At 70.5% G+C, this 24,078-nt stretch carries 21 protein-coding genes and 2 pseudogenes; 1 reads left to right on the forward strand and 22 read right to left on the reverse strand.

The window, feature by feature from the left end; genetic code table 11:
• Window positions 1-56: 56 nt before the first annotated feature.
• A complete protein-coding gene (locus Vqi01_RS20885; protein WP_204036510.1) occupies window positions 57-797 on the reverse strand; it encodes a hypothetical protein in 741 nt (246 codons plus the stop codon).
• Between the two features lie 164 nt (window positions 798-961).
• Between Vqi01_RS20885 and Vqi01_RS20890 the strand changes: the two genes are divergently transcribed.
• Window positions 962-2,161 carry an arginine deiminase gene (locus tag Vqi01_RS20890; RefSeq protein WP_239098550.1) on the forward strand — a complete coding sequence of 400 codons (1,200 nt, stop codon included), beginning with the start codon at window positions 962-964 and terminating at the stop codon, window positions 2,159-2,161.
• Window positions 2,162-2,322: 161 nt separating this feature from the next.
• On the opposite strand, the gene Vqi01_RS20895 is transcribed toward Vqi01_RS20890, so the two are convergent.
• The 21 genes and pseudogenes from Vqi01_RS20895 to Vqi01_RS20995 all read right to left on the reverse strand — a co-directional run bounded on the left by Vqi01_RS20895 (window position 2,323) and on the right by Vqi01_RS20995 (window position 24,055).
• The gene (locus tag Vqi01_RS20895) at window positions 2,323-3,207 is read right to left on the reverse strand and encodes a DUF5926 family protein (protein WP_204036512.1); all 885 of its coding nucleotides are present in this window, start codon (window positions 3,205-3,207) and stop codon (window positions 2,323-2,325) included.
• Between the two features lie 84 nt (window positions 3,208-3,291).
• Window positions 3,292-3,705 (reverse strand): ATP-binding protein, encoded by a 414-nt coding sequence (locus Vqi01_RS20900; RefSeq protein ID WP_372444394.1) that lies wholly within the window; start codon window positions 3,703-3,705, stop codon window positions 3,292-3,294.
• Between the two features lie 67 nt (window positions 3,706-3,772).
• Entirely contained in the window at window positions 3,773-4,999 is a 1,227-nt protein-coding gene (locus Vqi01_RS20905; RefSeq protein ID WP_204036514.1) for a sensor histidine kinase, read from the reverse strand.
• Window positions 5,000-5,047: 48 nt separating this feature from the next.
• Window positions 5,048-5,839: a glycerophosphodiester phosphodiesterase gene (locus Vqi01_RS20910; protein ID WP_204036515.1), complete on the reverse strand. Its 792-nt coding sequence runs from the start codon at window positions 5,837-5,839 to the stop codon at window positions 5,048-5,050.
• Window positions 5,840-5,848: 9 nt separating this feature from the next.
• Window positions 5,849-6,184 (reverse strand): rhodanese-like domain-containing protein, encoded by a 336-nt coding sequence (locus tag Vqi01_RS20915; RefSeq protein ID WP_204036516.1) that lies wholly within the window; start codon window positions 6,182-6,184, stop codon window positions 5,849-5,851.
• A gap of 78 nt (window positions 6,185-6,262) precedes the next feature.
• Window positions 6,263-7,333: an LCP family protein gene (locus tag Vqi01_RS20920; RefSeq protein WP_443673857.1), complete on the reverse strand. Its 1,071-nt coding sequence runs from the start codon at window positions 7,331-7,333 to the stop codon at window positions 6,263-6,265.
• 76 nt (window positions 7,334-7,409) lie between these two features.
• Entirely contained in the window at window positions 7,410-8,591 is a 1,182-nt protein-coding gene (locus Vqi01_RS20925) for an LCP family protein (RefSeq protein WP_204036517.1), read from the reverse strand.
• 175 nt (window positions 8,592-8,766) lie between these two features.
• Window positions 8,767-9,987, reverse strand: coding sequence for an LCP family protein (locus tag Vqi01_RS20930; RefSeq protein ID WP_204036518.1), 1,221 nt, complete (start codon window positions 9,985-9,987; stop codon window positions 8,767-8,769).
• 65 nt (window positions 9,988-10,052) lie between these two features.
• Complete coding sequence (locus tag Vqi01_RS20935; RefSeq protein ID WP_204036519.1) at window positions 10,053-11,027, reverse strand: NAD-dependent epimerase/dehydratase family protein; 975 nt, start codon at window positions 11,025-11,027, stop codon at window positions 10,053-10,055.
• 95 nt (window positions 11,028-11,122) lie between these two features.
• Window positions 11,123-12,799: a monocarboxylic acid transporter gene (locus tag Vqi01_RS20940; protein ID WP_204036520.1), complete on the reverse strand. Its 1,677-nt coding sequence runs from the start codon at window positions 12,797-12,799 to the stop codon at window positions 11,123-11,125.
• Window positions 12,777-13,149 (reverse strand): annotated as a pseudogene (locus Vqi01_RS20945) (DUF485 domain-containing protein); the annotation flags it as partial. The gene Vqi01_RS20940 and the pseudogene Vqi01_RS20945, both read right to left, overlap by 23 nt.
• A 161-nt stretch (window positions 13,150-13,310) precedes the next feature.
• Window positions 13,311-13,847 (reverse strand): annotated as a pseudogene (locus Vqi01_RS20950) (flavin reductase family protein); the annotation flags it as partial.
• A gap of 19 nt (window positions 13,848-13,866) precedes the next feature.
• Entirely contained in the window at window positions 13,867-14,958 is a 1,092-nt protein-coding gene (locus tag Vqi01_RS20955) for a TFIIB-type zinc ribbon-containing protein (protein ID WP_204036523.1), read from the reverse strand.
• Between the two features lie 38 nt (window positions 14,959-14,996).
• Window positions 14,997-16,124 (reverse strand): SPFH domain-containing protein, encoded by a 1,128-nt coding sequence (locus Vqi01_RS20960; protein ID WP_204036524.1) that lies wholly within the window; start codon window positions 16,122-16,124, stop codon window positions 14,997-14,999.
• A 109-nt stretch (window positions 16,125-16,233) separates the two neighbouring features.
• Window positions 16,234-17,925: an ABC transporter permease gene (locus tag Vqi01_RS20965; RefSeq protein ID WP_204036525.1), complete on the reverse strand. Its 1,692-nt coding sequence runs from the start codon at window positions 17,923-17,925 to the stop codon at window positions 16,234-16,236.
• The gene (locus Vqi01_RS20970) at window positions 17,910-18,674 is read right to left on the reverse strand and encodes an ABC transporter ATP-binding protein (protein WP_204036526.1); all 765 of its coding nucleotides are present in this window, start codon (window positions 18,672-18,674) and stop codon (window positions 17,910-17,912) included. The genes Vqi01_RS20965 and Vqi01_RS20970 overlap by 16 nt, the downstream gene beginning before the upstream one ends.
• A 160-nt stretch (window positions 18,675-18,834) precedes the next feature.
• Window positions 18,835-20,475: a sodium/solute symporter gene (locus tag Vqi01_RS20975; RefSeq protein WP_204036527.1), complete on the reverse strand. Its 1,641-nt coding sequence runs from the start codon at window positions 20,473-20,475 to the stop codon at window positions 18,835-18,837.
• A 1-nt stretch (window position 20,476) separates the two neighbouring features.
• Window positions 20,477-20,878: a DUF485 domain-containing protein gene (locus Vqi01_RS20980; RefSeq protein WP_204036546.1), complete on the reverse strand. Its 402-nt coding sequence runs from the start codon at window positions 20,876-20,878 to the stop codon at window positions 20,477-20,479.
• 587 nt (window positions 20,879-21,465) lie between these two features.
• Window positions 21,466-21,705 (reverse strand): flavin reductase, encoded by a 240-nt coding sequence (locus tag Vqi01_RS20985; RefSeq protein WP_204036528.1) that lies wholly within the window; start codon window positions 21,703-21,705, stop codon window positions 21,466-21,468.
• Between the two features lie 353 nt (window positions 21,706-22,058).
• The gene (locus Vqi01_RS20990) at window positions 22,059-22,832 is read right to left on the reverse strand and encodes a LytR/AlgR family response regulator transcription factor (protein WP_204036529.1); all 774 of its coding nucleotides are present in this window, start codon (window positions 22,830-22,832) and stop codon (window positions 22,059-22,061) included.
• The gene (locus Vqi01_RS20995) at window positions 22,829-24,055 is read right to left on the reverse strand and encodes a sensor histidine kinase (RefSeq protein ID WP_204036530.1); all 1,227 of its coding nucleotides are present in this window, start codon (window positions 24,053-24,055) and stop codon (window positions 22,829-22,831) included. The genes Vqi01_RS20990 and Vqi01_RS20995 overlap by 4 nt, the downstream gene beginning before the upstream one ends.
• Window positions 24,056-24,078: the final 23 nt, after the last annotated feature.

Here is a 24,078-nt window from a genome sequence, read left to right on the forward strand (position 1 = left end):
ACGGCGCGGGCCAGCGGGTGCTGGGCCGGCCCGGCCGCGTGGCGTCGCCGCAGACGTTACCGATGGGTGGCCCGCTTGTCAGCGGCCGTTCGGCCGTCCTCGTACCACCGGTAGTCCGCCGCCGGTGGGTACGTGCCGTTCGTCCAGGTGCTGGGGTGCTGTGCAACCCGGGAGAGCTTTTCGGCGGTGGACGGGCTGATCCGGTTCCCGCCGGCGACGAGTAGCCGGTCGAGTTCCCGGTGCGTCGCCATGAGACAGTCCTTCGGGAGGCCGTAGACGCTGATCACGCCGGAGCCGACGAAAGTGAGCACCGGCGTCACCGGGATCGGATGGCCGACCGCGGCGGTGAGCGCCTTGCTGGCCCGCCTGGCGTCACGCCGGGCCTCGGTGACGTACGGCGGGCGCTTGCCGTTGATCTGCACCACGTCGCCGGCGACCAGCACCCGCGCCCGGCCGTGGTCGGCGATGGTGACGGCGAAGAGCCCGCTCGGGCCGATGGCGAGGAATCCGGCTCGATCGTCTTCGCTCTCGCTGAGCAGGGCGTCGACGCCGTCCGTGCGAGGCCAGTCGATGACGTGCCACGCCGGCCCGAGATGGCCGAGTTGGCCGAGCGCCCGTGCGCCGGCCGCCTCCAGCCGCCGGGCGCCCCGCTCGGCTCGCCGCCGGCGAGCCCACGCCAACGGGGATGGACGAGACGCCGTGGTCACCCCTGGCGCCTCCACCCTGGGGTGCGGTACCGCCACGGGCGGTAGTGCCCGAGAGGGCGGTGCGGCTCGACGAGCGGGGAAGACAGTCATCGTGACCTCCGGCAAAAGGTCCCTCGAAGTTACCTACTCACTACCCTACGTCGCTGGTCCGGGTGGTCGGCAAGCCGGAGCGCCGGAATGAGTACGGATGAATGCCATATTCATCCACAGGCTTTTTACCGGATGCCGCCAAACCCTGCCCTACGCTGCCAAGAGTGAGCCACCACGTGCACAGTGAGGTCGGCCGGCTGGGCACCGTCCTGTTGCATCGGCCGGGGCCGGAACTCGCCCGGCTCACCCCGCGCAACAACAACTCCCTGCTGTTCGACGGCATCCCCTGGGTGGGGCGTGCACAGGAGGAGCACGACGCCTTCGCCAACACCCTACGCCAGCGCGGCGTCGAGGTGCTCTACCTGACCGACCTACTCACCGAGGCGCTGGCTGTGCCGGATGCCCGGGCCGGGTTGTCCGAGCAGGTGCTCAGCTCGCCCCGACTCGGCGACACCCTGCGCGCCCAGGTCGCCGCGCACCTGTCGTACCTCGACCCGGCCGCGCTCGCCGGTGTTCTCGTCGCCGGTCTGGCCCATGAGGAGCTGCGGCTCGGCCCGGACCGCCGCGGTGGCCTGGTCTACACCATGATGGACCGGCACGACTTCATCATCGATCCGCTCCCGAACCTCGTGTTCACCCGGGACTCCTCACTGTGGATCGGCAACCGGGTGGGAGTGACCAGCCTGGCCATGCCGGCCCGACGGCGAGAAACCACGCTGACCGACGCGATCTATCGGTACCACCCACGGTTCGCCGGAACCGAGTTCATCTACCACCCGGGGCTCGAGCCGCTGGAGGGCGGCGACGTGCTGCTGCTGGCCCCCGGGGTGCTCGCTGTCGGAGTGGGTGAGCGGACCACCCCGGCCGGGGCGGAACGGTTGGCCCGCCAGGTCTTCGCGGCCGGCCTGGCGCACACCATCCTCGTCGTCCCGATCGCTCAGGAACGGGCGACCATGCACCTGGACACCGTCTGCACGATGGTCGACGTGGACGCGGTGCTGATGTACCCGAACATGGCCAGCACGCTCTCCGCGTACACGGTGATCGCCGGCACCGACGGCGACACCCCCCGGGTGGACGGCCCGGCGCCGTTCCTGCGGGCCGCCGCCGACGCGATGGACCTGGAGCGCCTCCGGGTGATTCCCACCGGACTGGATCCGGTCACCGCCGAGCGCGAACAGTGGGACGACGGCAACAACAGCTTGGCGCTGGCTCCCCGGGTCTGCGTCGGCTACGAACGCAACGTCGAGACCAACGCCCAGTTGGAGCGCGCCGGCATCGAGGTCATCCCGATCGCCGGCTCCGAGCTCGGTTCCGGCCGAGGCGGCCCCCGCTGCATGTCCTGCCCCCTGCTCCGCGAGTAAGGAAGGGCCCCTTTTTAACGCCTGCGGTAGAGAAAGGGCCCCCTATTAACACCATGGGCGCCGGATCGGCAGCGAGTGCGCCGGCTGGGCACGGAGCGCGCCGGCTCGGCATGAAGCGCGGGCTCGGCATGAAGCGCGGGCTCGGCAGCGAGCGCGCGGGCTCAGCGCAGGGTGAGTTGGCGGCCGAGCAGGCCCTGTCGGGAACGCCGGGCGGCGGCGTCCAACTGATCGGTGTCAACCAGCGCCTCGGCGTAGCGCTTGGCGAAGTCGGCAACCGGGGTCTCCCAGTCGGTCGCCGGAGGCTCCTCGGGCAGGTCCCAGACCGGCACCAGCCGTCCGTGGGCCCGGAACATGCCGGCGAATTTGGTCCCCTCGCCGAGGGTCAGCGAGCCGGCCGCGCCGAGCCGGGCCAGCGCGTCCAGAGCTGCCTCCTCGGCCTCGGGCAGCACCCAACGGACGTGTGCCTTCTCCGGCACTCGGCACCAGTAGGCGGCCTGGGCGGTGGCCAGCCGTACGGTGGGATAGATCGCCGCGTTGGCCCGCTCCAGGGACGCCTGCACGGTCGGGTCACCGGCAGCCTCCGGAGCGAGCCAGAACTCGAAGCCCTCGTGCAGGGTGATCTCCAGTGGGCCGTCGACCAGGATGTCCTGGAGCCGGGGCCCGGGGCCGGGCAGCGGCGGCACCGAAACCGGGGCACCCGGCTCGGTGCGGATCGCGCAGAGCAGCGACTCGGCCAGATCACGGGAGATGTCACCGGACTGGAGGTGTCGCTGGAGGCCGACGAAGACGTGCCCGTCCGACCGACTCATCGCGGGCACGGCCATCGGCAGCACGGTGGCCAGCGTGACCGGCCGGTCGCCGTACTCCTCGACCAGCGCCGGCGTGAGCCGCAGCGGCGCGGAGGCGGCGGGGACCAGTTCCCGCAGGGCGATCCACTCCGGCTCGTCGGCGAGCCCTTCGAAAGGGCGGGGAACGAAGACGTCCCGTACCCGCTCCCGCTTCCCGCCCGGCGCGGCTGCCCGCTGGTTCTTTCGACGCTTGCTCACGGCGAGACAGCCTAGATGTCCTCACGACCCGATGGGGCCACGACCCACCTCTGACCGCCGCCGATGACCGGCAGCTCGGCCGGGTCAGCCGGTGACCAGCAGGCCTGGCCGTGCGGGGACCGGATCGAAATCGGCCCAGACGCTCTGGCCGAGACCGTCGCGCTCCACCCCCCACCGGCTAGCCAGGCCGGAGACGATGTGCAGGCCGCGACCGTCGGCCGCGTCCGCGTCCGCCGGGCGGATCCGCGGGCCGCCAGCGGCTCCGCCGTCGGTCACCCGCAGCCGGACCTGTGCTCCCTCGGGCGTCGTCCGTAGCCGCCAGGCCACCCGGACGACCCCGCCAGGCAGCGGGTCGGCGTGCCGGACGGCGTTGCCCACCAGCTCGGCCAGGACCGCCACCAGATCGGCCAGTACGGCCGGGGACACCACCTCGGCCAGTTCGGCGGCGAGTCGGTGCCGGGCCAACCGGGCCCCACCGGCATGGTGCGGCACCACCACGCACCATGCTCGTTCGACCGCTCCCGTCGACACTTCCAGCCCTTCTTCCGCCCCGTGACCCCACCGTTCACCTGCGGGGCAGCCGCACCTCTGCGACCGTACCGCCACCTGTCCTCGGACGGAGGAATACCCACCCATTCTGCTGTTCAACGATCCGACGGACGAGATACAGGCCGAGACCGGTGCCGGGATAGCGCCGCCGGTCACCGGAGTCGCCCTGCCAGAAGCGGTCGAAGGCCCGTTCGACGTGCTCGGGGCGTACGCCGATGCCGCGGTCGCTGACCCGGAAGCAGACGGTCTGGTCGTCCGCCTCCGCGCTGATCTCGATCGGCGAGCCGGGTGGGGAGTACTTGGCGGCGTTGGTGGCCAACTCGGTCAGTACGGTGCCGAGACTCTGCCGGTGCCCGACCGCCCTGGGTAGCTCGGCCGGCAGTTGGAGGGTGGCCCGGCGACGCAGGTCCGCAGGTAGGTCGGCGACGGCGAGCCGGAGTGTCTCGGCGAGGTCCAGCGGCGCCGGGGGCCCGTCACCCGGCCACGCCTCGGCGGCGGACGCGAGCAGCCGGTCGAGCAGCCGGGCCAGGTCGTTGGCGCGCTGCCCGATCACCCGGGCCGCCTGCCGCCGATCCGTCTCGCTCAGCGACTCCCAGTGGTCGGTGAGGGTGTCCGCGTACCCCTTGATGACCGTCACCGGGGTACGAAGCTCGTGGCTGGTGACCGCCACGAAGAGGTCCCGCTCGTCGTCGACGACGGCCAGCCCGTCCGCGAGCGCCGCCACCACCGGACCGTCGCCGCGCACCGGAAGGCCGCTCTGGTAGCCGTACATGTGAGCGATGCAGGAGCCCAGATAACCGACCACCGCGTGCTGGTCGGTGCTGGCCTCGTCGTCACCGGCGAGGTAGAGGGCGTGCAGGCTGCCGACGGTGTGCCCGGCGATCTCCGCCCGGGAGACGACCATCCGCCGCAGGCCACGCTCGGCCAGCTCGGCGGCGAGCTGGTTGGTGCAGCGATCGGTCCGTACGTGCCGCACGCGGGGCCCGGTGAGCAGACAGCTGGTGATCGGGTCGCTGGCTGGCAGCGGCCGGCCGAGCGTCCACTCGGCGGCACCGGTGGCGGCGATCACCCGACCGCCACTGGGCGCGAACTCGACGAATGCCATGCCCGCGGCACCGAGCGCCGGCTGGGCCACCTGGAGCAGTTGGTTCAGGACCGGCAGGCCCGCATCGCCCGAGTTGATCATCTCGATGATGACGGTGTGCCCGGCGATCAGAGCGGCGTAGTCGGTGCGGTCCGGCATGCCCCGAGTGTGCACCGACATCCGCGTTGTTGGGCATCCCCGAATGGGTCACCGAGGTAACCGGGCCAGAGTCTGCGCCGGGCGATCGGTGATCACGCCGTCCACGCCGGCGGCCAGCACGAGTTCGAGATCGGCCGGCTCGTTCACGGTCCAGACGTAGACCTGGTGACCGGCCGCCCGCAGCGCCGGCACCAACGTTGGCCGGGCCCGCACCAGCCCGATGCCCGGACCGGCGATACCGGCGCCGAACGGCAGTCGGCCCAGCTGCGGCCAGCGGGGCAGCACCTCCAGCAGCAGCACGGTCGGCAGCGCGGGAGCCAGGGCCCGGATCCGGCGTACGGCCAGGGGGGAGAAGGACATCACCGTCACCCGTACCGGATCTTCGGGGCGCGGCTCGGCCAGGCCGTACCGGCGCAGCAGCGCGACCAACCGGCGCTCGACGTTGCCGCCGTAGCGGGACGGGTGCTTGGTCTCCACCAGCAGCCGGACCGGCCGACCGGCGGCGAGGACCGCCTCCAGCAGGCGTTCGAGGGTGAGCAGCCGGGTGTGCGACGCGTCGAGCACCTCGTCGCCGTCGGCCGGTACGCAGCCCGGATGCCAGGAGCCGAAGTCCAGCTCCTCCAACTCGGCGAGGGTACGCGTGCTCACCAGCCCACGGCCGTTGCTGGTCCGGTCCAGCCGGCGGTCGTGTACGCAGACGAGGTGCCCGTCGCGGGTCAGCCGGACGTCGCACTCCAGCCCGTCGGCGCCCTCCTCGAGGGCCCGCAGGTAGGCGGCCAGGGTGTGCTCCGGCAGGTCGTACGACGCGCCACGGTGCGCGAAGACGAGGGGTGAACCCATCGCGACCGCCTACCGGACCTGGCCCGGCTGCCCGTCAGCGCCGACCACCGGCCGCCCGACGGCCTCCCACTCGCCCATTCCGCCCGCGACGTTGCGCACCTGCTCCCAGCCGTTGCGCAGCAGGTAGGCGACCACCTGGGCCGATCGCCCGCCGGAACGGCAGATGACGGCGACGTCGCGGTCGGTCGGCACCTCGGCGAGCCGGGCCGGCAGCTCCATCATCGGCAGGTGGTGGGCGCCCGGTGCGTGACCGGCGGCCCACTCGTCGTCCTCCCTGACATCGAGCAGGTACGTGTCGTCGCTGATCTCGGGCACGGTCACGGTGGGTATCTGAGGTCCGAACACGGGTACCAAGCCTAGAACCTCGTCGGGCCGACCGGCGCGGGCGGCGCGATCCGGTGAGCCGGCATTGCCGGCCGGCGGTCACAGCCGGGTGACCCAGCGCGGGTGGGCTTCGGCCCACTCGGGCATCCGGGTGCCCCGGACTGCTTCGAACAACCCCCGGCCGCCACCGTCGAGTACGACGTACGACACCTGGTTGATGGTCTGTGCGTGCGACGGCACCTGCACGCCGTGCAGCGCCTCGGCGGACAGGCCGTGCATCGCGAGCAGCAGATCCTCCACCGGTATTCCGTTGGTGTCCAGGGTCAGGGAGTTGCCGACCGCCTGGATGAGTCGGTGCACCTGGATGGGATCGCTACGCAGCCGGGTCTCGCCCGCGCGTTTGAGCATGGCGCCCAGCAACTGCTGCTGGTGGGTCTGCCGGTCGTAGTCACCGCCGGGCAGGTCGTAGCGCTGGCGTACGTAGTCCAGCGCCTGCGCGCCGTCCATCTGCTGACAGCCGGGGTGGAAGACCCGGTCGGTGTGGATCGAGTGCACCTCGGTCCGTACGCACATGTTCACTCCGCCGAGCAGGTCGATCACGTTGCGCAGGCCGGCGAAGTCGACCAGGGCGGCGCCGTCGAATCGGATCCCGGTGAGCCGGGCCAGGGTGGCGGAGAGCAGTTGCGCGCCGTGCTGGCCACCCCCGCCGTACTCGTACGCTGTATTGATCTTGTCTTCGCCGCCCGGGTAGCCGGCGCCGGGCGGGATGGTGACCAGCAGGTCCCGGGGTACGGAGACCAGATAGCCCGTGCGCAGCCCGGCCGGGACGTGCACGATCAGGATGGTGTCGGTGCGCTGCTGCGGCCCGATGTCGCCGGGCCGACGGTCCGAGCCGACGAGCAGGTAGTTGATCGGGCCGTCCAGGTCGGTGCGGGCGGTGCGGGCGGCGGGGGCCAGCAGTTGTTCCCGGGTGATCGTGCGCTCGTACCGGTCCGCGAGCACCCTGAGGCCGACCACGGCGAGCGCGGCCAGCAGCACCACGGCCAACCCCGCGCCGAGCAGTACGCGGGCCCAGCGCGGACGTCCTGGGCCGCCGCCCGGTGTCCGCGCCGCGCCGCCTCGCGCCGTCCTGGCCGTGACGCCCCTCCCGCGAGAGCCTGAGATGAACATTGCTCATCTCAGGCTACGAAATGCTCACGGAGCGTGACGGTGATTCCCGGATCCGAGTGCCGCGACGGCCGCCCGGTCAACTCCGGGAGGAAGAGATCACCTCGGGGTTGTAGAAGACGAACTCAGCGAGTTTGTCCTGCCGGACGGCGCGGAACATGTCCATGGTCTGCTCGTCGAGCGCCTCGTTGCCGTTGCCCCGGGCGTGGAACGTGCCGCCGTTGGTTTTCAGCATGATCAGTTCGTTGCCGGTGACCCCGCGCATGGTGAAGATGAAGTCCTCCGGCGGGACACCGCCGGTGTCGAGGATGAACGCCTTGCCGGCCGCCTTGATCAGCCCGTTCAGCTTGACCGGGTTGGTCAGCACGCCGTCCTGGGTGGCCTTCTTCGCCATCGCCTTGATCAGTTGCTGCTGGTTCGCCTGGCGGTCGTAGTCGCCGTCCTTGAGCCCGTAACGTTGGCGGGAGTAGTCCAGCGCCGCCCAGCCCTTCATGTTCCGGCAGCCCTTCTTGTGCACCACCGGAGTCCTCGGCTTGCCGGTCTTCTTGGCGTCGGCGTTCCACATCGGCTTGCCGTCGACGTACGACATGTGGTGCGACGCGACCTCCTGCTTGACGCAGATGCGCACCGAACCGAGGGCGTCGATGATGCCCTTGAAGCCGCCGAAGTTGATGATCGCGGCACCGTCGAAGCTGATGCCGGTCATGCCTTTGATCGTCTTGGCCATCAGCTGGGCGCCGCCCTCCCAGCCGCCGCCGTTGCGGGCGCCCGCCTGGAAGGCGCCGTTGATCTTGCCGATCCCACCCGGGTAGCCGGTCTTCTCGAAGGCCGGGATCCGCGCCTCGGTGTCGCGCGGGATCGAGATCAGGTATGCCTGGTCGTGGGTGGCCGGAATGTGCAGCACGATGATGCTGTCCGCCCGGACGTCGTCGGCGTCCCACCGCTCGCGGGCGTCCACGCCCAGCAGCAGCAGATCGATCGGGCCCTTGAGGTCGCCACCGCCCTCCGCCTGCGTCTTACCCGCCTCGTCGAGCAGGTTGCGCTGGGAGATGTTGCCGGTGGCCTGGCTGATCACCGCCTTGCTGCCGACGATGGCCACACCGCTGGTCATCATCAGCACGGCACCGAACACCACGGTCAGCCGGGCCCAGAGGGGATCCTTACGGCGCTTCTTCTTGCCGGGCTTCTTCTTGGCGACGGGTGAGGGTGGCGTGGCGGACGCGCGAGGCGGCTCGAGCAGGGCGGGGCCGTGAACCGGCATGCGTGCTCCAGTTCGTGTTCTGGCGAAGGGGGCGGAAACACTTTACGTACGCCGATCGGTCGTGGCGAATTCGGGTAGCGGTCAGCCAATGTTTCCTGCCACGTGATCCTGCTGAAATGCCCGAACGGACACATTGAACTGGATGGTCGGGGGTTGGTGCGCAGGAGGCGGTACGTCAGCCGTTGTCGGTCGCCGGTTTCTTGTTCGCCTTCACCCAGTCGGCCATCGTGTCGGCGGACATCGCGCGGTACATGGTCAGTGCCTTCTCCCGGTCGGAGACGACCACCGACTCGCCGTTGATGGTCTGGCTCCCCAGGTGCGGGCTGGTCACGAAGGTGAGGTTCTCTCCCCGCAGGTTGCGGAACTGCACCGCCATGTCGGTCAGCGAGAAGTCGTGGTCGACCGTGACCGCGTCGGTCACCGCGCGGAGGAAGGCGTTGAGCTTTTTCGGTTTGGTCAGCGTGCCCGTGCTCGCCGCCTTGTCCATCAACGCACGCAGGAACTCCTGCTGGTGGCGCATTCGGGCGAAGTCGCCGTCGGGGAACTGCTTGCGCTGCCGGATCCAGTCCAGGGCCTCGGCCCCGTTCATGTGGTTGGTGCCCTTGGTGAATTTCCGGTACGGCTTGTGGATCGAGGTGATGGTCCGCTCCACCTTCAGATCCACCCCGCCGAGCGCATCGGTGACCTGCTTGAAGCCGCCGAAGTCGATCGCCATCACATGATCGATGTGCACGTCGGTGAAGCACTCGACGGTGCGTACCGCCAGCGGCAGCCCGCCGAAGGCGAAGGCTGCGTTGATCTTGCGGCGCTGACCGGACCCGCAGTCGGCACCGGCACTCTCCGGGATCGGCACGTACAGGTCGCGCGGGATGGAGACGAGGTACGCCTCCTGGTGGTTGGCGGGGATGTGCATGACGATGATGGTGTCGGCACGCCACTCGCCGGCCCGGTCCATCGGCGCGTCCGGATCCCGCGAGTCGGTGCCTACCAGCAGGATGTTCAGCGCGCCGTCCACAGCCTTGGCGGGCCGGCCACCGGTGATTTCCGAGAAGGGGTCGGTCCGGGCCAGGTTCTTGTCCAGGCTGCGGGCGTAGAAGAAGGCACCCGCGGTGCCGGCCAGCGCCAGCACCAGCACGACGACACCGGCCACCAGGGCGATCCGGCGCCACCGGGGTCGACGGCCGCGCGGTGGGATCGTTCCGCCGGGCCCGCCGGGCCCCACCGGTCCGCGTGGGCCGCCCGGCCCGCCGGGGTGTGTCGGCTCGTCGTGCGACGGGTACCAGCGCGTCTCGGCCGGGCCGGTGCCGCGCCCGCCGGGACCCGGCACCGTTGCTCGGCCTGCGCCGCGCCACAGGTGGGAGAAGGGCAGCGCGGCGGGGATGGTGGCGGCTGACATGTAACTCAGGGTACGCAGCCGCGGCCAGTGTCGCCGTCAGGCGAAATCGCGTCGTGGCGAATCCATCACGCCAGCCGCTCGCGGAAGTGCTCGATGGTGCGCCGCAGACCCTCCTCGGGCGTGACGATCGGCTCGTATCCGAGCAAGTCACGGGCGAGAGTGAGGTCGGGCCGGCGCATTTCCGGGTCATCGGCGTTGCGGGTGACATACGTCACTTCCGACTTGCTCTCGCACAGTGACACGATCGTCTCGGCCAGTTGTCGCATGCTCATCTCGTGCTCGGTGCCGCAGTTCACCGGCCCGCTCTCAGTGGAGTCCAGCAGCAGCAGGATGCCCCGGACCAGGTCCGCCACGTAGCAGATCGAGCGGGTCTGGTTGCCGGTGCCGTGCACCGTGATCGGCTCACCGCGCAACGCCTGCGAGATGAAGGTCGGGATGGCCCGGCCGTCGTCCGGCCTCATCCGCGGTCCGAAAGTATTGAAGATGCGGACAATCGCCGTGTCCACGCCCCGGCTGCGGCGGTACGCCATCGTGGCGGCCTCGGAGAAGCGCTTGGCCTCGTCGTAGACGCTACGCACGCCGATCGGGTTGACGTTGCCCCAGTAGGTCTCCCGCTGCGGGTGTTCCTTCGGGTCGCCGTACGCCTCGGAGGTGGAGGCCATCAGGAACCGGGCGCCGTCGGTGGCCGCGCGCTCCAGCAGGTGCAGGGTGGCCAGCGAGCCCACCCGCAGGATCTCCACCGGCAGCTTCTCGAAGTCCGTCGGGCTCGCCGGGGAGGCCATGTGCAGGATCGCGTCGAAGCGCTCGGCCAGCGCCGGATGATCGGGCAGTCCGTCGGAGACGTCCGCCTCCACCAGGGTGAAGGTCGGCGTGCCGAGCAGGTGCGCCACATTCTCCCGTGACCCGGTGACGAAATTGTCCAGCGCGACCACCGCGCAGCCGCGGGCGATCAGCGCGTCCACCAGGTGCGAGGGAACGAAGCCGGCTCCACCGGTGACCAGAATTCGATGACCGGGCCCGAACCGCTGCTCAACCTTCATGCGGTGAGCATATAAGGAAGGGCCCCCTGTTAACGCCTGGCGTGGTAAAGGGGGCCCTTCTTAACGCTTACATCCACCCGCGTACGCGGCGCCGGTCAGTGCGCGCCGGCTCCGGTCAGGGAGCGCACCTCCAACTCGGCGTACTTCTCCTCGTCACTCTCCTTGGAGATGACCGTGCCGATCCAGCCGCAGAGGAAACCGATCGGGATGGACAGGATGCCCGGGTTCGACAGCGGGAACCACTGCCAGTCGTGGTCGGCGAACATCGCCGTGGGCGCCCCGGACACCACCGGTGAGAAGAACACCAGCACCACGGCCGCCAGCAGGCCGCCGTAGATCGCCCACATCGCGCCGGAGGTGTTGAACCGCTTCCAGAACAGGCTGTAGAGGATCGCCGGCAGGTTGCCCGAGGCGGCCACCGCGAAGGCCAGCGCCACCAGGAAGGCCACGTTCAGGTTCTGCGCGAAGATCGACAGTACGATGGAGACCGCGCCGATCACCAGCGCGGAGATCCGGGCGACGTTCACCTCCTGCCGCTCCGACGTTTCGCCCCGCTTGATGACGTTGGCGTAGAAGTCGTGCGCCAGGCTGGACGAGGAGGCCAGGGTCAACCCCGCGACCACCGCCAGGATGGTGGCGAAGGCGACCGCCGCGATGATCGCCAGCAGCGCCGCGCCACCCAGGTCACCGCCGAGGAAATCGATCCCGAGTGCCTCGGCGAGCTGTGGCGCCGCCGTGTTGCCGGCCTTGTCCTGCTCACGGATGGCGTCGCCACCGACCAGCGCCGCCGCACCGAAGCCGAGCGCCAGGGTGAACAGGTAGAAGGTGCCGATGATGCCGATCGCCCAGAGCACGCTCTTGCGGGCCGCCCTCGCCGTCGGGACGGTGTAGAAGCGGATCAGGATGTGCGGCAGGCCGGCGGTACCGAGCACCAGGGCGATACCGAGAGAGAAGAGATCGACCTTGTTGTAGAAGGTCTGTGTCGCGTTGCCGGCCACCTCGACGCCGTACCGTAGCCCGGGTTCCAGGAACGCGGTGCCCTGGCCGGAACTCGCCGCCGCGTCGCCGAGCAGCGACGACAGGTTGAACTTGTACTTGGCGAGCACCAGCAGTGTCATCAGCAGCGCGCCGCCCATGAGCAGGAACGCCTTGACGATCTGTACGTAGGTGGTGCCCTTCATGCCGCCCACGGTGACGTAGATGATCATGAGTGCCCCGACCATGATGATGGTCGCCACCTTGGCGGTTTCCGCGTCCATGCCCAGGAAGGTCGTGCCGGGCCGGATGCCGAGCAGCAGCGCCACCAGGGCACCCGCGCCGACCATCTGGGCCAGCAGGTAGAAGATCGACACCGTGATGGTGGAGACCGCCGCCGCCGTACGCACCGGACGCTGCCGCATCCGGAAGGCCAGCACGTCGGCCATCGTGTACCGGCCGGAGTTCCGCAGCAGCTCCGCGACCAGCAGGAGCGCCACCAGCCACGCCACCAGGAAGCCGATGGAGTAGAGGAAGCCGTCGTATCCGTAGAGCGCGATGAGGCCGGCGATGCCGAGGAAGGACGCGGCGGACATGTAGTCGCCGCCGATCGCCATGCCGTTCTGGAAGCCGGAGAACGACCGACCGCCTGCGTAGAAGTCGGTGGCGGTCTTGGTCTGCCGGCTGGCCCAGATCGTGATGGCCAGGGTGGCCGCCACGAAGGCCAGGAAGAGCACGATGGTCAGGTTGCGGGCGGTGGTGTTGCCCGCCTCGGCCGCGAGGATCGTCGTGGTCACGAGTCACCTCCGGTGAGTTCGTCGCGGATCTTGTCGGCCACCGGGTCGATCTTCCGGTCCGCGTACCGGGAGTAGTACCAGGCGATGAGGAAGGTCGAGACGAACTGGAGCAGGCCGAAGACCAGCGCCACGTTGATGTTGCTGTCGAACAGTCGCGCACTCATGAAGCCTCGGGCGTACGCGGAGAGAATCACATAGAGCGCGTACCACAGGAAGAACGCGATGGTCATCGGGAAGACGAAACCGCGCAACGCGCGGCGTAGCCCGGCGAACTCGTCCGACCGTTGGACCGCTAGGTACCGCTCCGACACCGAATCGCTCGGTGCGGACGCGGGCGTGTCCGTGGACATCTTGTGGATCACCACCTTCACAGACGTCAGGGATTTCGCGCACGGTAGGAGGCGCGTCCCCCGCCGGAGAAGGCCGAGATCGTTGGTGGTCGGCACATGCGCCGAACGGCAGCATCGCTGCGCCGAGTGACTCAGTTCACTCCGCTGACCGGTCGATGAGATCAGTCCAACTCGCGGTAGCGACCCCGGTGGTGCAGCAGCGGCTCGGTCTCCTCGGTCAGTTTCACCCGCTCGATGGTCGCCTCGACCAGCAGGCTCCAGCCGTACTCCCGGGCGGCGTCCAACCGGCAACCGGCCCAGCCGCCGGCGTCGGCCGGCACCGGCCCATACGGCGTGTCGGCCCAGCGGCCGGTGGCGAAGAGACCGCCGGGCGACGGGAAGAGCCCGGCGAAGCGGTCGGCGAGCTGCCGGTGCGGCGGGCCGAGCGGCGCCACGGCGAAGACACCGGACTCCTCGATCGCCGTCCAGAGGTCCGACTCGGCGTCGACCAGGCCGAGCAGCCGGCCCGGGTCGCCGTCGGCCACCAGCGTGGACGACACGGTCAGCCCGGCCGGGCCGGGCGCCGTCCAGAGGGTCACCGGCGCGGCGAGCCGACCCCGCAGCCGGCGTACGGGCGAACGCTGGCCAGCCGGCACGGCGAACGGATCGGTGTGATGGATCTGGGCACCGGGTTCTGGATTCACGTGAAACATTGTGGCCCGCCGGCCGGTGGCACCCCTACCGACTCAGCAGGTACGCCACCAGGAGCGTGGTGAGCAGCGCCAGCATGGTGAGCACCGCTGCCATGATCTTGGCGGTGCTGTACGGGCGCTCGCCGATGATCTCGCCGGTCCGGGCGTTGACCAGGACCTGGTACGACCGGCCCGCGTGCAGGTACGCGGCGATCCACACCGGCAGCAGGATCAGTTTGTACGTGATGTCCGAGTAGTTGGTGTGCACCGAGGTGACCCGCTGCTCGTCGCCGCCGATGTCCGACCGGCAGTCCCGCTCGATGACCGGCGCCATCCGGGCCTTTGCCGTGGTCAGCCCCGCCTCCGGCTCGGTGTCGTACCGCAGCGCGTGATAACCGGCCAGGTAGTCACGGTGGTACGCGACCGCCTCGGCCAGCGGCCACGGGGCCAACTGGTCCAACTGCCCTTGTGGTAGGCGTGTCGTGGCGGGCACCAGCACGTCGTCGAAGTCGCGGCGGACGGTGCCGCTCGCCGAATGCCAGCGGGTGCGCCGCACCTGCCGCGTGCGCGTCTCCTGCTTGCCATCGACCGTCACCGTGTACGTCTCGGTGACGTAGTAGTGCTCGCCGCGCTGGCCCCGGTAGTCCGAGACGGTCCGCGCGTCGAACGTCCAGTGCGGCAGGTAGGTGCCCTTGAGGGTCTCCGCCTCGCTGACCTTCTTCAGGCTGCTCGGCGCGAACCAGCGGCTGCGGCACCACTTACCCAGGGCGGTACGCACGCCCGCCCGGTCCACTGCGAACGGCAGCAACGCCTCCGGCGCGATCAGGTCCCCCGTCGCCGTCTCCGTCACCAAGGGCGTGGCGCAGAACTGGCAGCGCTCGGCGAGGGCGTCGCTCTCGGTGCGGGCGCCGCATCCCGGACATACGAAGGCGTGCGCGCCGACCTCGGCCGCCGGTTTGCGCGGCAACCTGGCCAGGTCAGCGTAGGCGTGCTCGCGCACCCTCCGGCCAGCATCGGCGATCTGCTGCCGGTGCCCACAGTACGGGCAGCTCAGCGCCGTCGTGCCCGGCGCATGCTCCACCCGGGCGCCGCAGCCTCCGCACTGGTACGACGATGGAGATACGGCCGTGTCGCTCATCCTGCACCCCTTCTAGGCCCGTTCGGCGTACCGTGCGCTCACTGCGGCGGCAGCGGTGGTGGCACGCTGGCCAGCACCGACGCGAGTTCCGGCACCTGCCCGGCCGGCTGCCACTGCGCCATCCCGGCCCGCCAGACCAGCGTGTCCGGGCCCAGCGTGCCCGCACCCGCCTGCCCGGCCAGCCCAGCAAGGTCGAACGGGCCCTGCCGCTGCCCGGCGACGCCGACGTACCACTGCGTCTGGTTCGGCAGCGGCGGCGGCTCGGTGCCGACCGGCTGCGCGGGAGCCGGCGACGGCGTCGCCCCCGCATCACCCGACATGGCCCGAGCCATCTGCTGACCCATGGCCATGCCCATGCCCAGCCCGACGCCGGCCCCTGCCTCGCCACCCGGGTTCTTCGCCGCCTCCTCCAGCGCGGTGGCCGCCTGGTACCGGGTGAACCGGTCGAGGTCCCCGACGGCGCCCATGCCGGTCCGCTTGTCCAGCGCCCGCTCCACCTCGGGCGGCACGGAGATGTTCTCGATGACGAACTTGGGAATCGCGATACCGAGGTCGGCCACTTCCTCGGTCAGCACACCGGCCAGCCGCCGGCCGATCGCATCCTGGTGCGCGGCCAGGTCCAGCAGCGGCACGCCCGCCGTGGCCAGCGCGCCGCCGAGACGGCCCACGATGACCTGACGCAGATACTCCTGCACCTCCTCGGTGCGGAACTGCGGATCAGTGCCGACCAACTCACGCAGGAGCTTCGGCGCGTCCACCACCCGCGCCGCGTACGCGCCGAACGCCCGCAGCCGGACCACCCCGAACTCGGCGTCCCGCAGGATCACCGGGTTCTGCGTGCCCCACTTCATGTCGGTGAACTGCCGGGTGTTGACGAAGTAGACCTCGGCCTTGAACGGCGAGTTGAAGCCGTACTTCCAGCCCTTGAGAGTGGACAGGATGGGCAGGTTGCGGGTTTCCAGCGTGTACGTGCCGGGCGGAAAAGCGTCGGCGATCTGCCCCTCGTTGACGAACACCGCCGTCTGGGACTCCCGGACGACGAGCTGGGCACCCATCTTGATTTCGTTCTGGTAGCGGGGGAAGCGCCACACGATGGTGTCCCGGCTGTCGTCCAGCCACTCCACGATGTCGACGAACTCACCCCGGAGCTTGTCCATCAGACCCATCGTCTCTCCCCTCCCGAGCTGCCTAGATCATCGGCGTCTCGGCGGACGATAGCAACTGCCCGCAACACCGATCGCCGTCTGCGAGAACGGTGCGACGAGGGTGCCGGGATCAGCGACGCGGGGTGACCATCGCCAGCAGTTCGGGCTGGCGGCGGTCCAGCGCGTCACCGGCCAGGTACGCGCCGAGCAGCGCAGCGCCCACGCCGTACGCCAGACCCAGCGGCAGACCCAGCCAGAGCCAGACGTCGCCGAGCAGCGCGGCGGCGACCACCATCGGTACGGCGACCGCGCCGGTGGCGACCATGGCCAGCAGCGTCAGCAGGCTCTTGACCATCCCGGCGCCGCTGTTCATCGCGAACGGGTTGCTCGTCTCCGGCAGCGAGTAGGCACCGAGCACCGACAGGAACGAGTTGACCGCCAACCCCGCGCCGTAGGTGCCGACCAGCGTGCCCGCCATGAACCCGACCCAGGCCGGCTCGCCGAGCACCAACGCGATCACCACGGCGACCACCGCCAGCATCGGCAGCACGTACAGCGAGAAGGCGGTCATCCGGGCCCGTAGCTCCACCCGTCCGGGCACCCCGGCCACCACGTTCGCGGCGTACGCGCTGCCGTCGAAACCGAACTGGTTGGCCAGGGTCACCGCGGCGAGCAGACCGACGAAGAGCATGGAGAGGCTGACCAGCACCGGTGACGTCTCGCCGACGAAGTTGAAGCCCTGTTCGTTGTCGACGGTGAAGCCCTGCCCGCCAAAGTTGACCATCACCGGCACGAAGAGACCGACCACCGCGATGGTGATCAGGTTCGCCCGTCGCCGGGCATCCCGCCACCAGTAGCGGGCCTCCCGCGCGACCAGCACCCCGAACCGGTCACGACGCAGCCAGCCGGCTGCCCGGGGGAAGAGCTGAGCCACCACACCGTCGGTTGCGACCGGCTTGGCCCGGGCCGGGCCGGAGCTCGCCGCGCCCACCATCGCCGACTCCAGGGAACGCGACCACCAGGCCAGCAGCGCGGCGATCGCCGCCAGGGTGATCAGGAGTTTCAGGGGCGCGGCCCAGACCCGACCCTGGGCCACGTCGATGCCGGCCGTCCACGGTGCGCCAAACGGCGTCCAACCGATCACCGTCGCCACGCCGTTCAACCGGTCCCAGTCGACGTCCTGGATCGCGGCCACACCGGCGATCTGCAACGGCCCGAGCAGCGCGGCGGCCACCGCGAGCAGCACGGCGGCCAGGTCGCGTACCCGCCGGGACCGGAGCATGGTGGCGAAGGCGCTGGTCACCGCCCGCGCTGCGGCCACGCAGAGCAGCACGCCGCAGACCACGCCGACCGCCGCGACAACGGCGGCGGACCAGCCGCCGAAGACACCGGCCGTGACGACCAGGCCGGAGAGCGCCACCAGCACGGCGATCGTGGGTACGCTAACCAGCGCCGCCGCGAACAGCCCGGTGACCAGGGTGCGCCGGGGCAGCGGCAGCAGCGCGAAGCGGGCCGGGTCGAGCGTCTCGTCGACGCCGAAGAAGACCAGGGGCAGCAGCAGCCAGCCGAGCACCATCAGCCCGCCGGCGAACGCGGCGACCAGCAGCGCGTACCGGTCTTCGCCGATCAGGCCGGGTGCCGCCAGGCCGAAGAAGGCGCTGACCGCGAACCAGAGCCCGAACAACGACCCGACCAGGAAGAGCGCGATGCGCCAGCCCTGACCCCGGAAGTTGTTGCCCATCACCCGCAGCTTGAGCCGGACGAAGTGCCGCGCCGAGACCCGCCGGGCCGGACTTGTCGGAGCGCTCACCGGGACAGCCACGCCAGCTCCTCACCGGTGGCCGTACGCCCGCCGACCACCTCGACGAAGACCTCCTCCAGGGAACGCTCGCCGCGTACCTCCTCCAGGGTGCCGACCCGCTTGATGGTGCCCTCGGCGAGGATCGCCACGTGCGAGCAGAGCCGCTGCACCACCTCCATGACGTGACTGGAGAAGACCACCGTCCCGCCCCCGGCGACGTACCGCTTGAGAATGTCCCGGATCAGCGCCGCCGAGACCGGATCGACCGCCTCGAAGGGCTCGTCCAGCACCAGCAGCCGGGGCCCGTGCAGCAGGGCGCAGGCCAGGCCGATCTTCTTCTTCATGCCGGCCGAGTAGTCGACCACCAGGGTGCGGCCGGCGTCGGCGAGGGCGAGCACGTCGAGCAACTCCGCCGCCCGCTGGTCGACCACCGCCGGGTCCATGCCACGCAGCAGTCCGTGGTACGCCAGCAGCTCGCCGCCGCTGAGCCGGTCGAACAGCCGTACGCCGTCCGGCATGACACCGAGCAGTTGCTTGGCGCCGACCGGGTCGGTCCAGACGTCACGCCCGAGCACCCAGGCACCGCCGGCGTCCGGCCGCAGCAGCCCGACCGCCATCGACAGGGTGGTGGTCTTGCCCGCGCCGTTCGGGCCGAGAAGCCCGTAGAACGAGCCGGTCGGCACGTCCAGATCCACGCCGGCCACAGCGATCTTGCCGTCGAAGCTCTTGGCCAGGCCACGCAGCGCCAGGGCAGGGTGCTCACCAGTCATGTACCAGACGGTATCCCGACCTGACCAGGGTCCTGCCAGCCCAGAGAATGATCCTCACATCCTTCCCCAGGCGGAGTCCGGGCGCCCGCGGCTCCCGCTTGAGGCGCGGTGTTAAGAGGGGGCCCTTTCTCTACCGTAGGCGTTAAAAGGGGGCCCTTCCTTACAGCCGGAGGCTGTCGGGGGCGTGGAGGCGCAGCATGGTGCGGCCGACGTCGGCGGGGGCGCGGCGGCGGGTGGCCAGTGAGACCGCCACCATCACTGTGAACGCCAGCGGCACGGTCCAGGCGGCCGGCTGTGCGGTGAGGGTGGCCGGCCAGCCGGTCAGCGGCGGGCCGAGCACGGTGAGCAGCACCGCCATCACCGCCGCGCCGCCGCCGACCAGGATTCCGGCCGCCGCGCCCGCGTCGGTGAGCCCGCGCCACCAGATGCCGAGCACCAGCAAGGGGCAGAAGCTCGACGCGGCGACGGCGAAGGCCAGCCCGACCACCTGCGACACGTCCAGTCCGACGACGTTCAGGGCGAGGACCAGCGGCACCCCACCGGCGATCACGGTGGCCAGCCGGAAGCCATGGACCGAGCCGCGACCGAGCACATCCGTGGAGATCACCCCGGCGACGCTGGTGAGCAGACCGGACGCGGTGGACAGGAAGGCCGCGAACGCCCCGGCGGCGACCAGTGCCGCGAGCAACCGCCCGGTGGTCCCAGCGCCGAGCGCCGCCTCGGGCAGCAGCACCACCACCGCGTCGGTCTGGCCGCTGACCAGCAGTTGCGGGGTGTAGATCCGGCCCAGCACGCCGTAGATCGTGGGCAGCAGGTAGAAGACGCCGACCAGGGCAAGTACCCCCAGCGTGGTCCGGCGGGCCGACGCGCCGTCCGGGTTGGTGTAGAAGCGCACGAGCACGTGCGGCAGCCCCATGGTGCCCAGGAAGGTGGCCAGGATCAGCGAGTACGTGGCGAACAGCCCGCGGTCGTCGGCACCGGCGGTGCTGGGCAGCAGCCAGTCGGTGACGCCGGTGACCACCCCGGAGACCTCCGGCACCGGCTCGCCCGCCGCGAAGGTCAACTCGTCGCCGGGGCGTACCTCGCGGGACTGCCCGTCGGGCAGGGTGAGCACCGCGCGGTGCTCGACCACGACGGTGGTCGCGGTCCGGAACGTCGGCCCCTCGGGCGGCGTCACCGCCGGCCGCCCGTCGGCCTGCCACTGCAGGGCGAGGAAGATCGCGGGTACGGCGAGCGCGGTCAGCTTCAGCCAGTACTGGAACGCCTGCACGAAGGTGATCGCCCGCATTCCGCCCAGCGCGACGTTGGCAGTCACCACCACGGCCACCACCAGGGCGCCCACCGGGTACGGCGAACCGGCCAGGGTGGCCAGCGTCAGCCCGGCGCCCTGCAACTGCGGCACCAGGTAGAGCCAGCCGATGAAGATGACGAAGACGGTGGCCAGCGTGCGCAGCCGGCGAGAGCCCAGCCGCAGCTCGCAGAAGTCGGGCAGGGTGAACGCGCCGGAGCGGCGCAGCGGCGCGGCCACGAACAGCAGCAGGGCCAGGTAGCCGGCGGCGAAGCCGACCGGGTACCAGAGCACGTCCACGCCGTACTTGAGGATCAGCCCGGCGACGCCGAGGAAGCTCGCCGCCGACAGGTACTCGCCACCGATCGCGGCGGCGTTCCAGGTGGGGCTGACCACCCGAGAGGCGACCAGGAAGTCGGAGGTGGTGCGGGCCAGCCGCAGCCCGTAGAAACCGATCCCGAAGGTGAGGAGGGTGACCGCCACGATCGCCGGTACGACGAGGTCGTTGCCCACCTCAGCGCTCCGGCCGCTGGACCAGGTCGGTGAAATCCTGCTCGTTGCGTTCGGCCAGCCGCACGTACGTCCAGCCGACCGCGACCAGGAACGGGAAGGAGAGCACCCCGAGCAGCAGCCACGGCAGGTTGACCCCGAGCACGGTCATCCGGCCGACCGAGGGCGCGACGGCGAACAGCCAGGGCAGCCCGCCCAGCCCCACCATGACCACCGCCGACAGTTGCAGGGCCAGGGCCAGCTGAGCGCGGACCAGGCCGTGGATCAGGGCCTCGCCGACCCGGGTCTGCTGGGTCAACTCGGTGCGGGTGCCCCCGGCCCGGTGCTTCCGCCGGGACACCTCGGCCAGCACCACCCGGGTACGCGCGGACTCCCCAGGCCGCTGCTCGGCAGCGACCCGGGTCATCGGCTCGGGTGCGTGCCGCTCGCCGGCCGCCCGGGACGGATCGGGGCGGCGGGGTGCCGGCACGGGATCCTCGGCGACCATTCACGGCAGTCTCGTCCGCCCGTCGAGAATGTCAAGGGCCTGTGGACAACCTGTGGACAACGCGCTGAGCCTGTGGATAACCCGGTGGACGAGGAGACCGCAGCCCGGCACCGCTGGCCGCGGCTGCCCCAGGACGCCGCGCACTGTCTCCGGGACAGAGCCCGGAATCTGTGCAGCCGCTCGGCGAGGATCTCCTTCAGGATCTGGCCGTTGGCTGTCCCCTCACCGTGCCGTTCTGGGCTGCCGCCAGGTCACCACCTGTGTTGTGGCCGCTGCCTTTGCTCTGCTTCAACCTACGCAACGGTTTGCCGCTGACCCTGTTGCGTGGGTTGAAGCAGAGCAAAGGCGGCACTGGAGGGGTGAGGGGCGCTGACGCGTCCACTCCGCCAGCGCCGTGGGGCCTGCGGTTTTTCCTGACCAGCCGGTGGTCGCCTGTTGGCGACAGAGCGACAGAACCTCTGGTCGGATGCTTAACGCTGTTTCGCTAGTCGAACCCGTTGACTCGCTCACCGGGTTGGCTTCCTGACCCAGCCGAGGAACCGGACATGCATGTGGTGGGGGTCGGGGGCTGCGCCGAGGCGAGTCAGGTCGGCGGTCGCCTCGGTGAGCAGGTCGGCCATGTCCAGGCCCAACAGCCGGCCCGTGCCGTATTCCGCGAGCAACTCGGCGCGGGCCTGGCGGCAGGGCCAGCCATGCGCGCACGCGGCGCAGAACCAGAGGGGTTTGACGGGTGCGTGGCGCTGCATCGAGGGCTGATCGCCCCTCCCCGATCGGGGATCCCCGAGTGGGGAGGGTGATGCGCACATACCTTCGGCCCTATGGCTGCTGGGAATGGACCAGGCGAGCTGGCCGGGCCGTGGGAGATAGCCCAGATGCTCGGCATCACCCGCTCGCGCTTCCAGCAGATCGCGATGCGGCCCACCTTTCCGGAGCCCTATCAGGAGCTGCGGGCTACCAAGGTGTGGCTCAAGGTTGATGTCGAGGCTTGGATCGCCAAGTACCGGCAGCCACGCCCCACCGACGGCGACGAGCAGGAACAGCCGAGCATCGCCGCCACGGCCGGGTCGCCGGACCGGGAAGGGGAGACCGCCAGGGACCCTCAGCGGCTCCACTCCTGCTTGGCGGCGCGGACCAGTTTGTCCTTCAGCTCCCGGGTGTGCCGCCGGCTCACCGGCAGCTCGGTGCCGTCGACCACCACCACGTATCCGGAGTTGACCAGTCTCAGCTCGGCGATCAGCCGGAGCTGCACCAGGTACGACCGGTGGATCCGGACGAAACCCGCGTCGGCCCACCGCTCGGCGAGCGTCGCGAGGGACACCCGGACCAGATGTGAGCCCTCCGCGGTGTGCAGCCGGGCGTAGTCGCCCTGCGCCTCCACCCAGCGCACCGCCGACCGGGGCAGCATCCGGGTGCTGCCGGCCAACTCCACCGGGATCGTCGGATCCTCCTCGGCGCGGGCCAGCGCGGCCGGGTGCGACGGCACCACCCGCGAGCCGACCACCCGGCGCAGCGCCTCCGCCAGCCGCTCGGCGCGTACCGGCTTGCGGACGTAGTCGGTGGCACCCAGGTCGAAGGCGTCCGCCGCGCCGTCGTCGTACGCGGTGACGAAGACGATCGCCGGTGGCCGGGCGAATCGACGCAGCACCCGGGCCAGCTCCATGCCGTCCAGGCCAGGCATCCGGATATCCAGGAATACCACGTCCACGTCGGCGTCGCGGAGCAGCCGCAGCGCCTCGGTGGCGTCGCCGGCCGTGTGCAGCCGGGCCACCCGGGGGTCGGCTCGCAGGTGGTACGCCAACTCGTCCAGCGCCGGTGGCTCGTCGTCCACCGCCAGCACACGTAGGAAACCGGGTGCAGCGCCGTTGCCAGTCACGAACTGGCCCGTACGCCGGGATGGAACTTCGGCACCCGCATGCTCACCTTCGTACCCGAACCCAGACCCGTCTCCACGACCAGGCCGAAGCCGTCCCCGAAGACCGACCGGAGTCGCTCGTCGACGTTCGAGAGACCGACGTGCTGGCCGGGGTCGTCCCCGGGGTCGCGGGTGTTTCCGGCCAGCTCGGCGATTCCGGCGGTCAGCGTGCCCGGATCCATTCCCACTCCGTCGTCCTCCACCGTGATGTGGCATTCGGCGCCCGCGTCCCGAGCCTCGATGCTCACCATGCCCGTGCCGGGCTTGCGCGACAAGCCATGCCGGACGGCGTTCTCCACCAGCGGTTGCAGGCACAGGAACGGCAGGGTCACCGGCAGCACCTCGGGAGCGATCTGGAGACGTACCTGGAGTCGGTCGCCGAACCGGGCCCGCTCGATGGTCAGGTAGCGATCGATCGAGCGCAGCTCCTCGGCCAACGTGGTGAACTCACCGTGGGCCCGGAACGAGTAGCGGGTGAACTCGGCGAACTCCAGGATCAGTTCCCGCGCCCGTTCCGGGTCGGTACGGACGAACGAGCCGATCGCCGTCAGCGCGTTGTAGATGAAGTGCGGACTGATCTGCGCCCGCAATGCGCGTATCTCGGCCCGAGCCAGCCGCTCCCGGGACGAGTCCAACTCCGCCAGGGCGAGCTGACTGCCGGCCCAGTGCGCGGTCTCCAGGGTGGCCTGCACCAGACCCGGCGCGGGTACGCCGTCGGTGACCGCGACCAGCGCGCCGGCGATCCGGCCCTCCGCGCCCGCCAACGGCGTCACCACGGCCCCCCGGATCGGGCAGTCGAGCCGGTCGCAGGAAAGCTCCGATTCGGCGAGCACCGTGGATCGCTCCGAGGCGACCACCCGCCGGGCCGCCGCCCCAAGCTGCTCGCTGTGGTGCGCGCCCTGCCCGTCGAGAGCGAGCAGGTCGTCGGTGTCGGTCAGCGCAAGTCCGTCGGCGCCGACCAGGGTACGCAGATGACGGGCGGCCTTCGCCGCGCTGGCCGGGGTCAGCCCGGCGCGCAGTGGCTCGGCGGCCAGCCCGGCGGTGTGCAGCACCTCGTAGGTGGCCCGTTGACCGGGGGTGGCGATGCCGCGGCGGCTGCGGAGCCGGGCGACCGCGACCAGGGCCGCCGTCAGGACAGTGACCAGCGAGAAGACTCCGATGATCGCGGAGAGGTTGCCACCCACGTCGATGATCCTGCTGGTTGTGG

This window comes from Micromonospora qiuiae, assembly GCF_016863555.1.
GTDB lineage: Bacteria > Actinomycetota > Actinomycetes > Mycobacteriales > Micromonosporaceae > Micromonospora > Micromonospora qiuiae.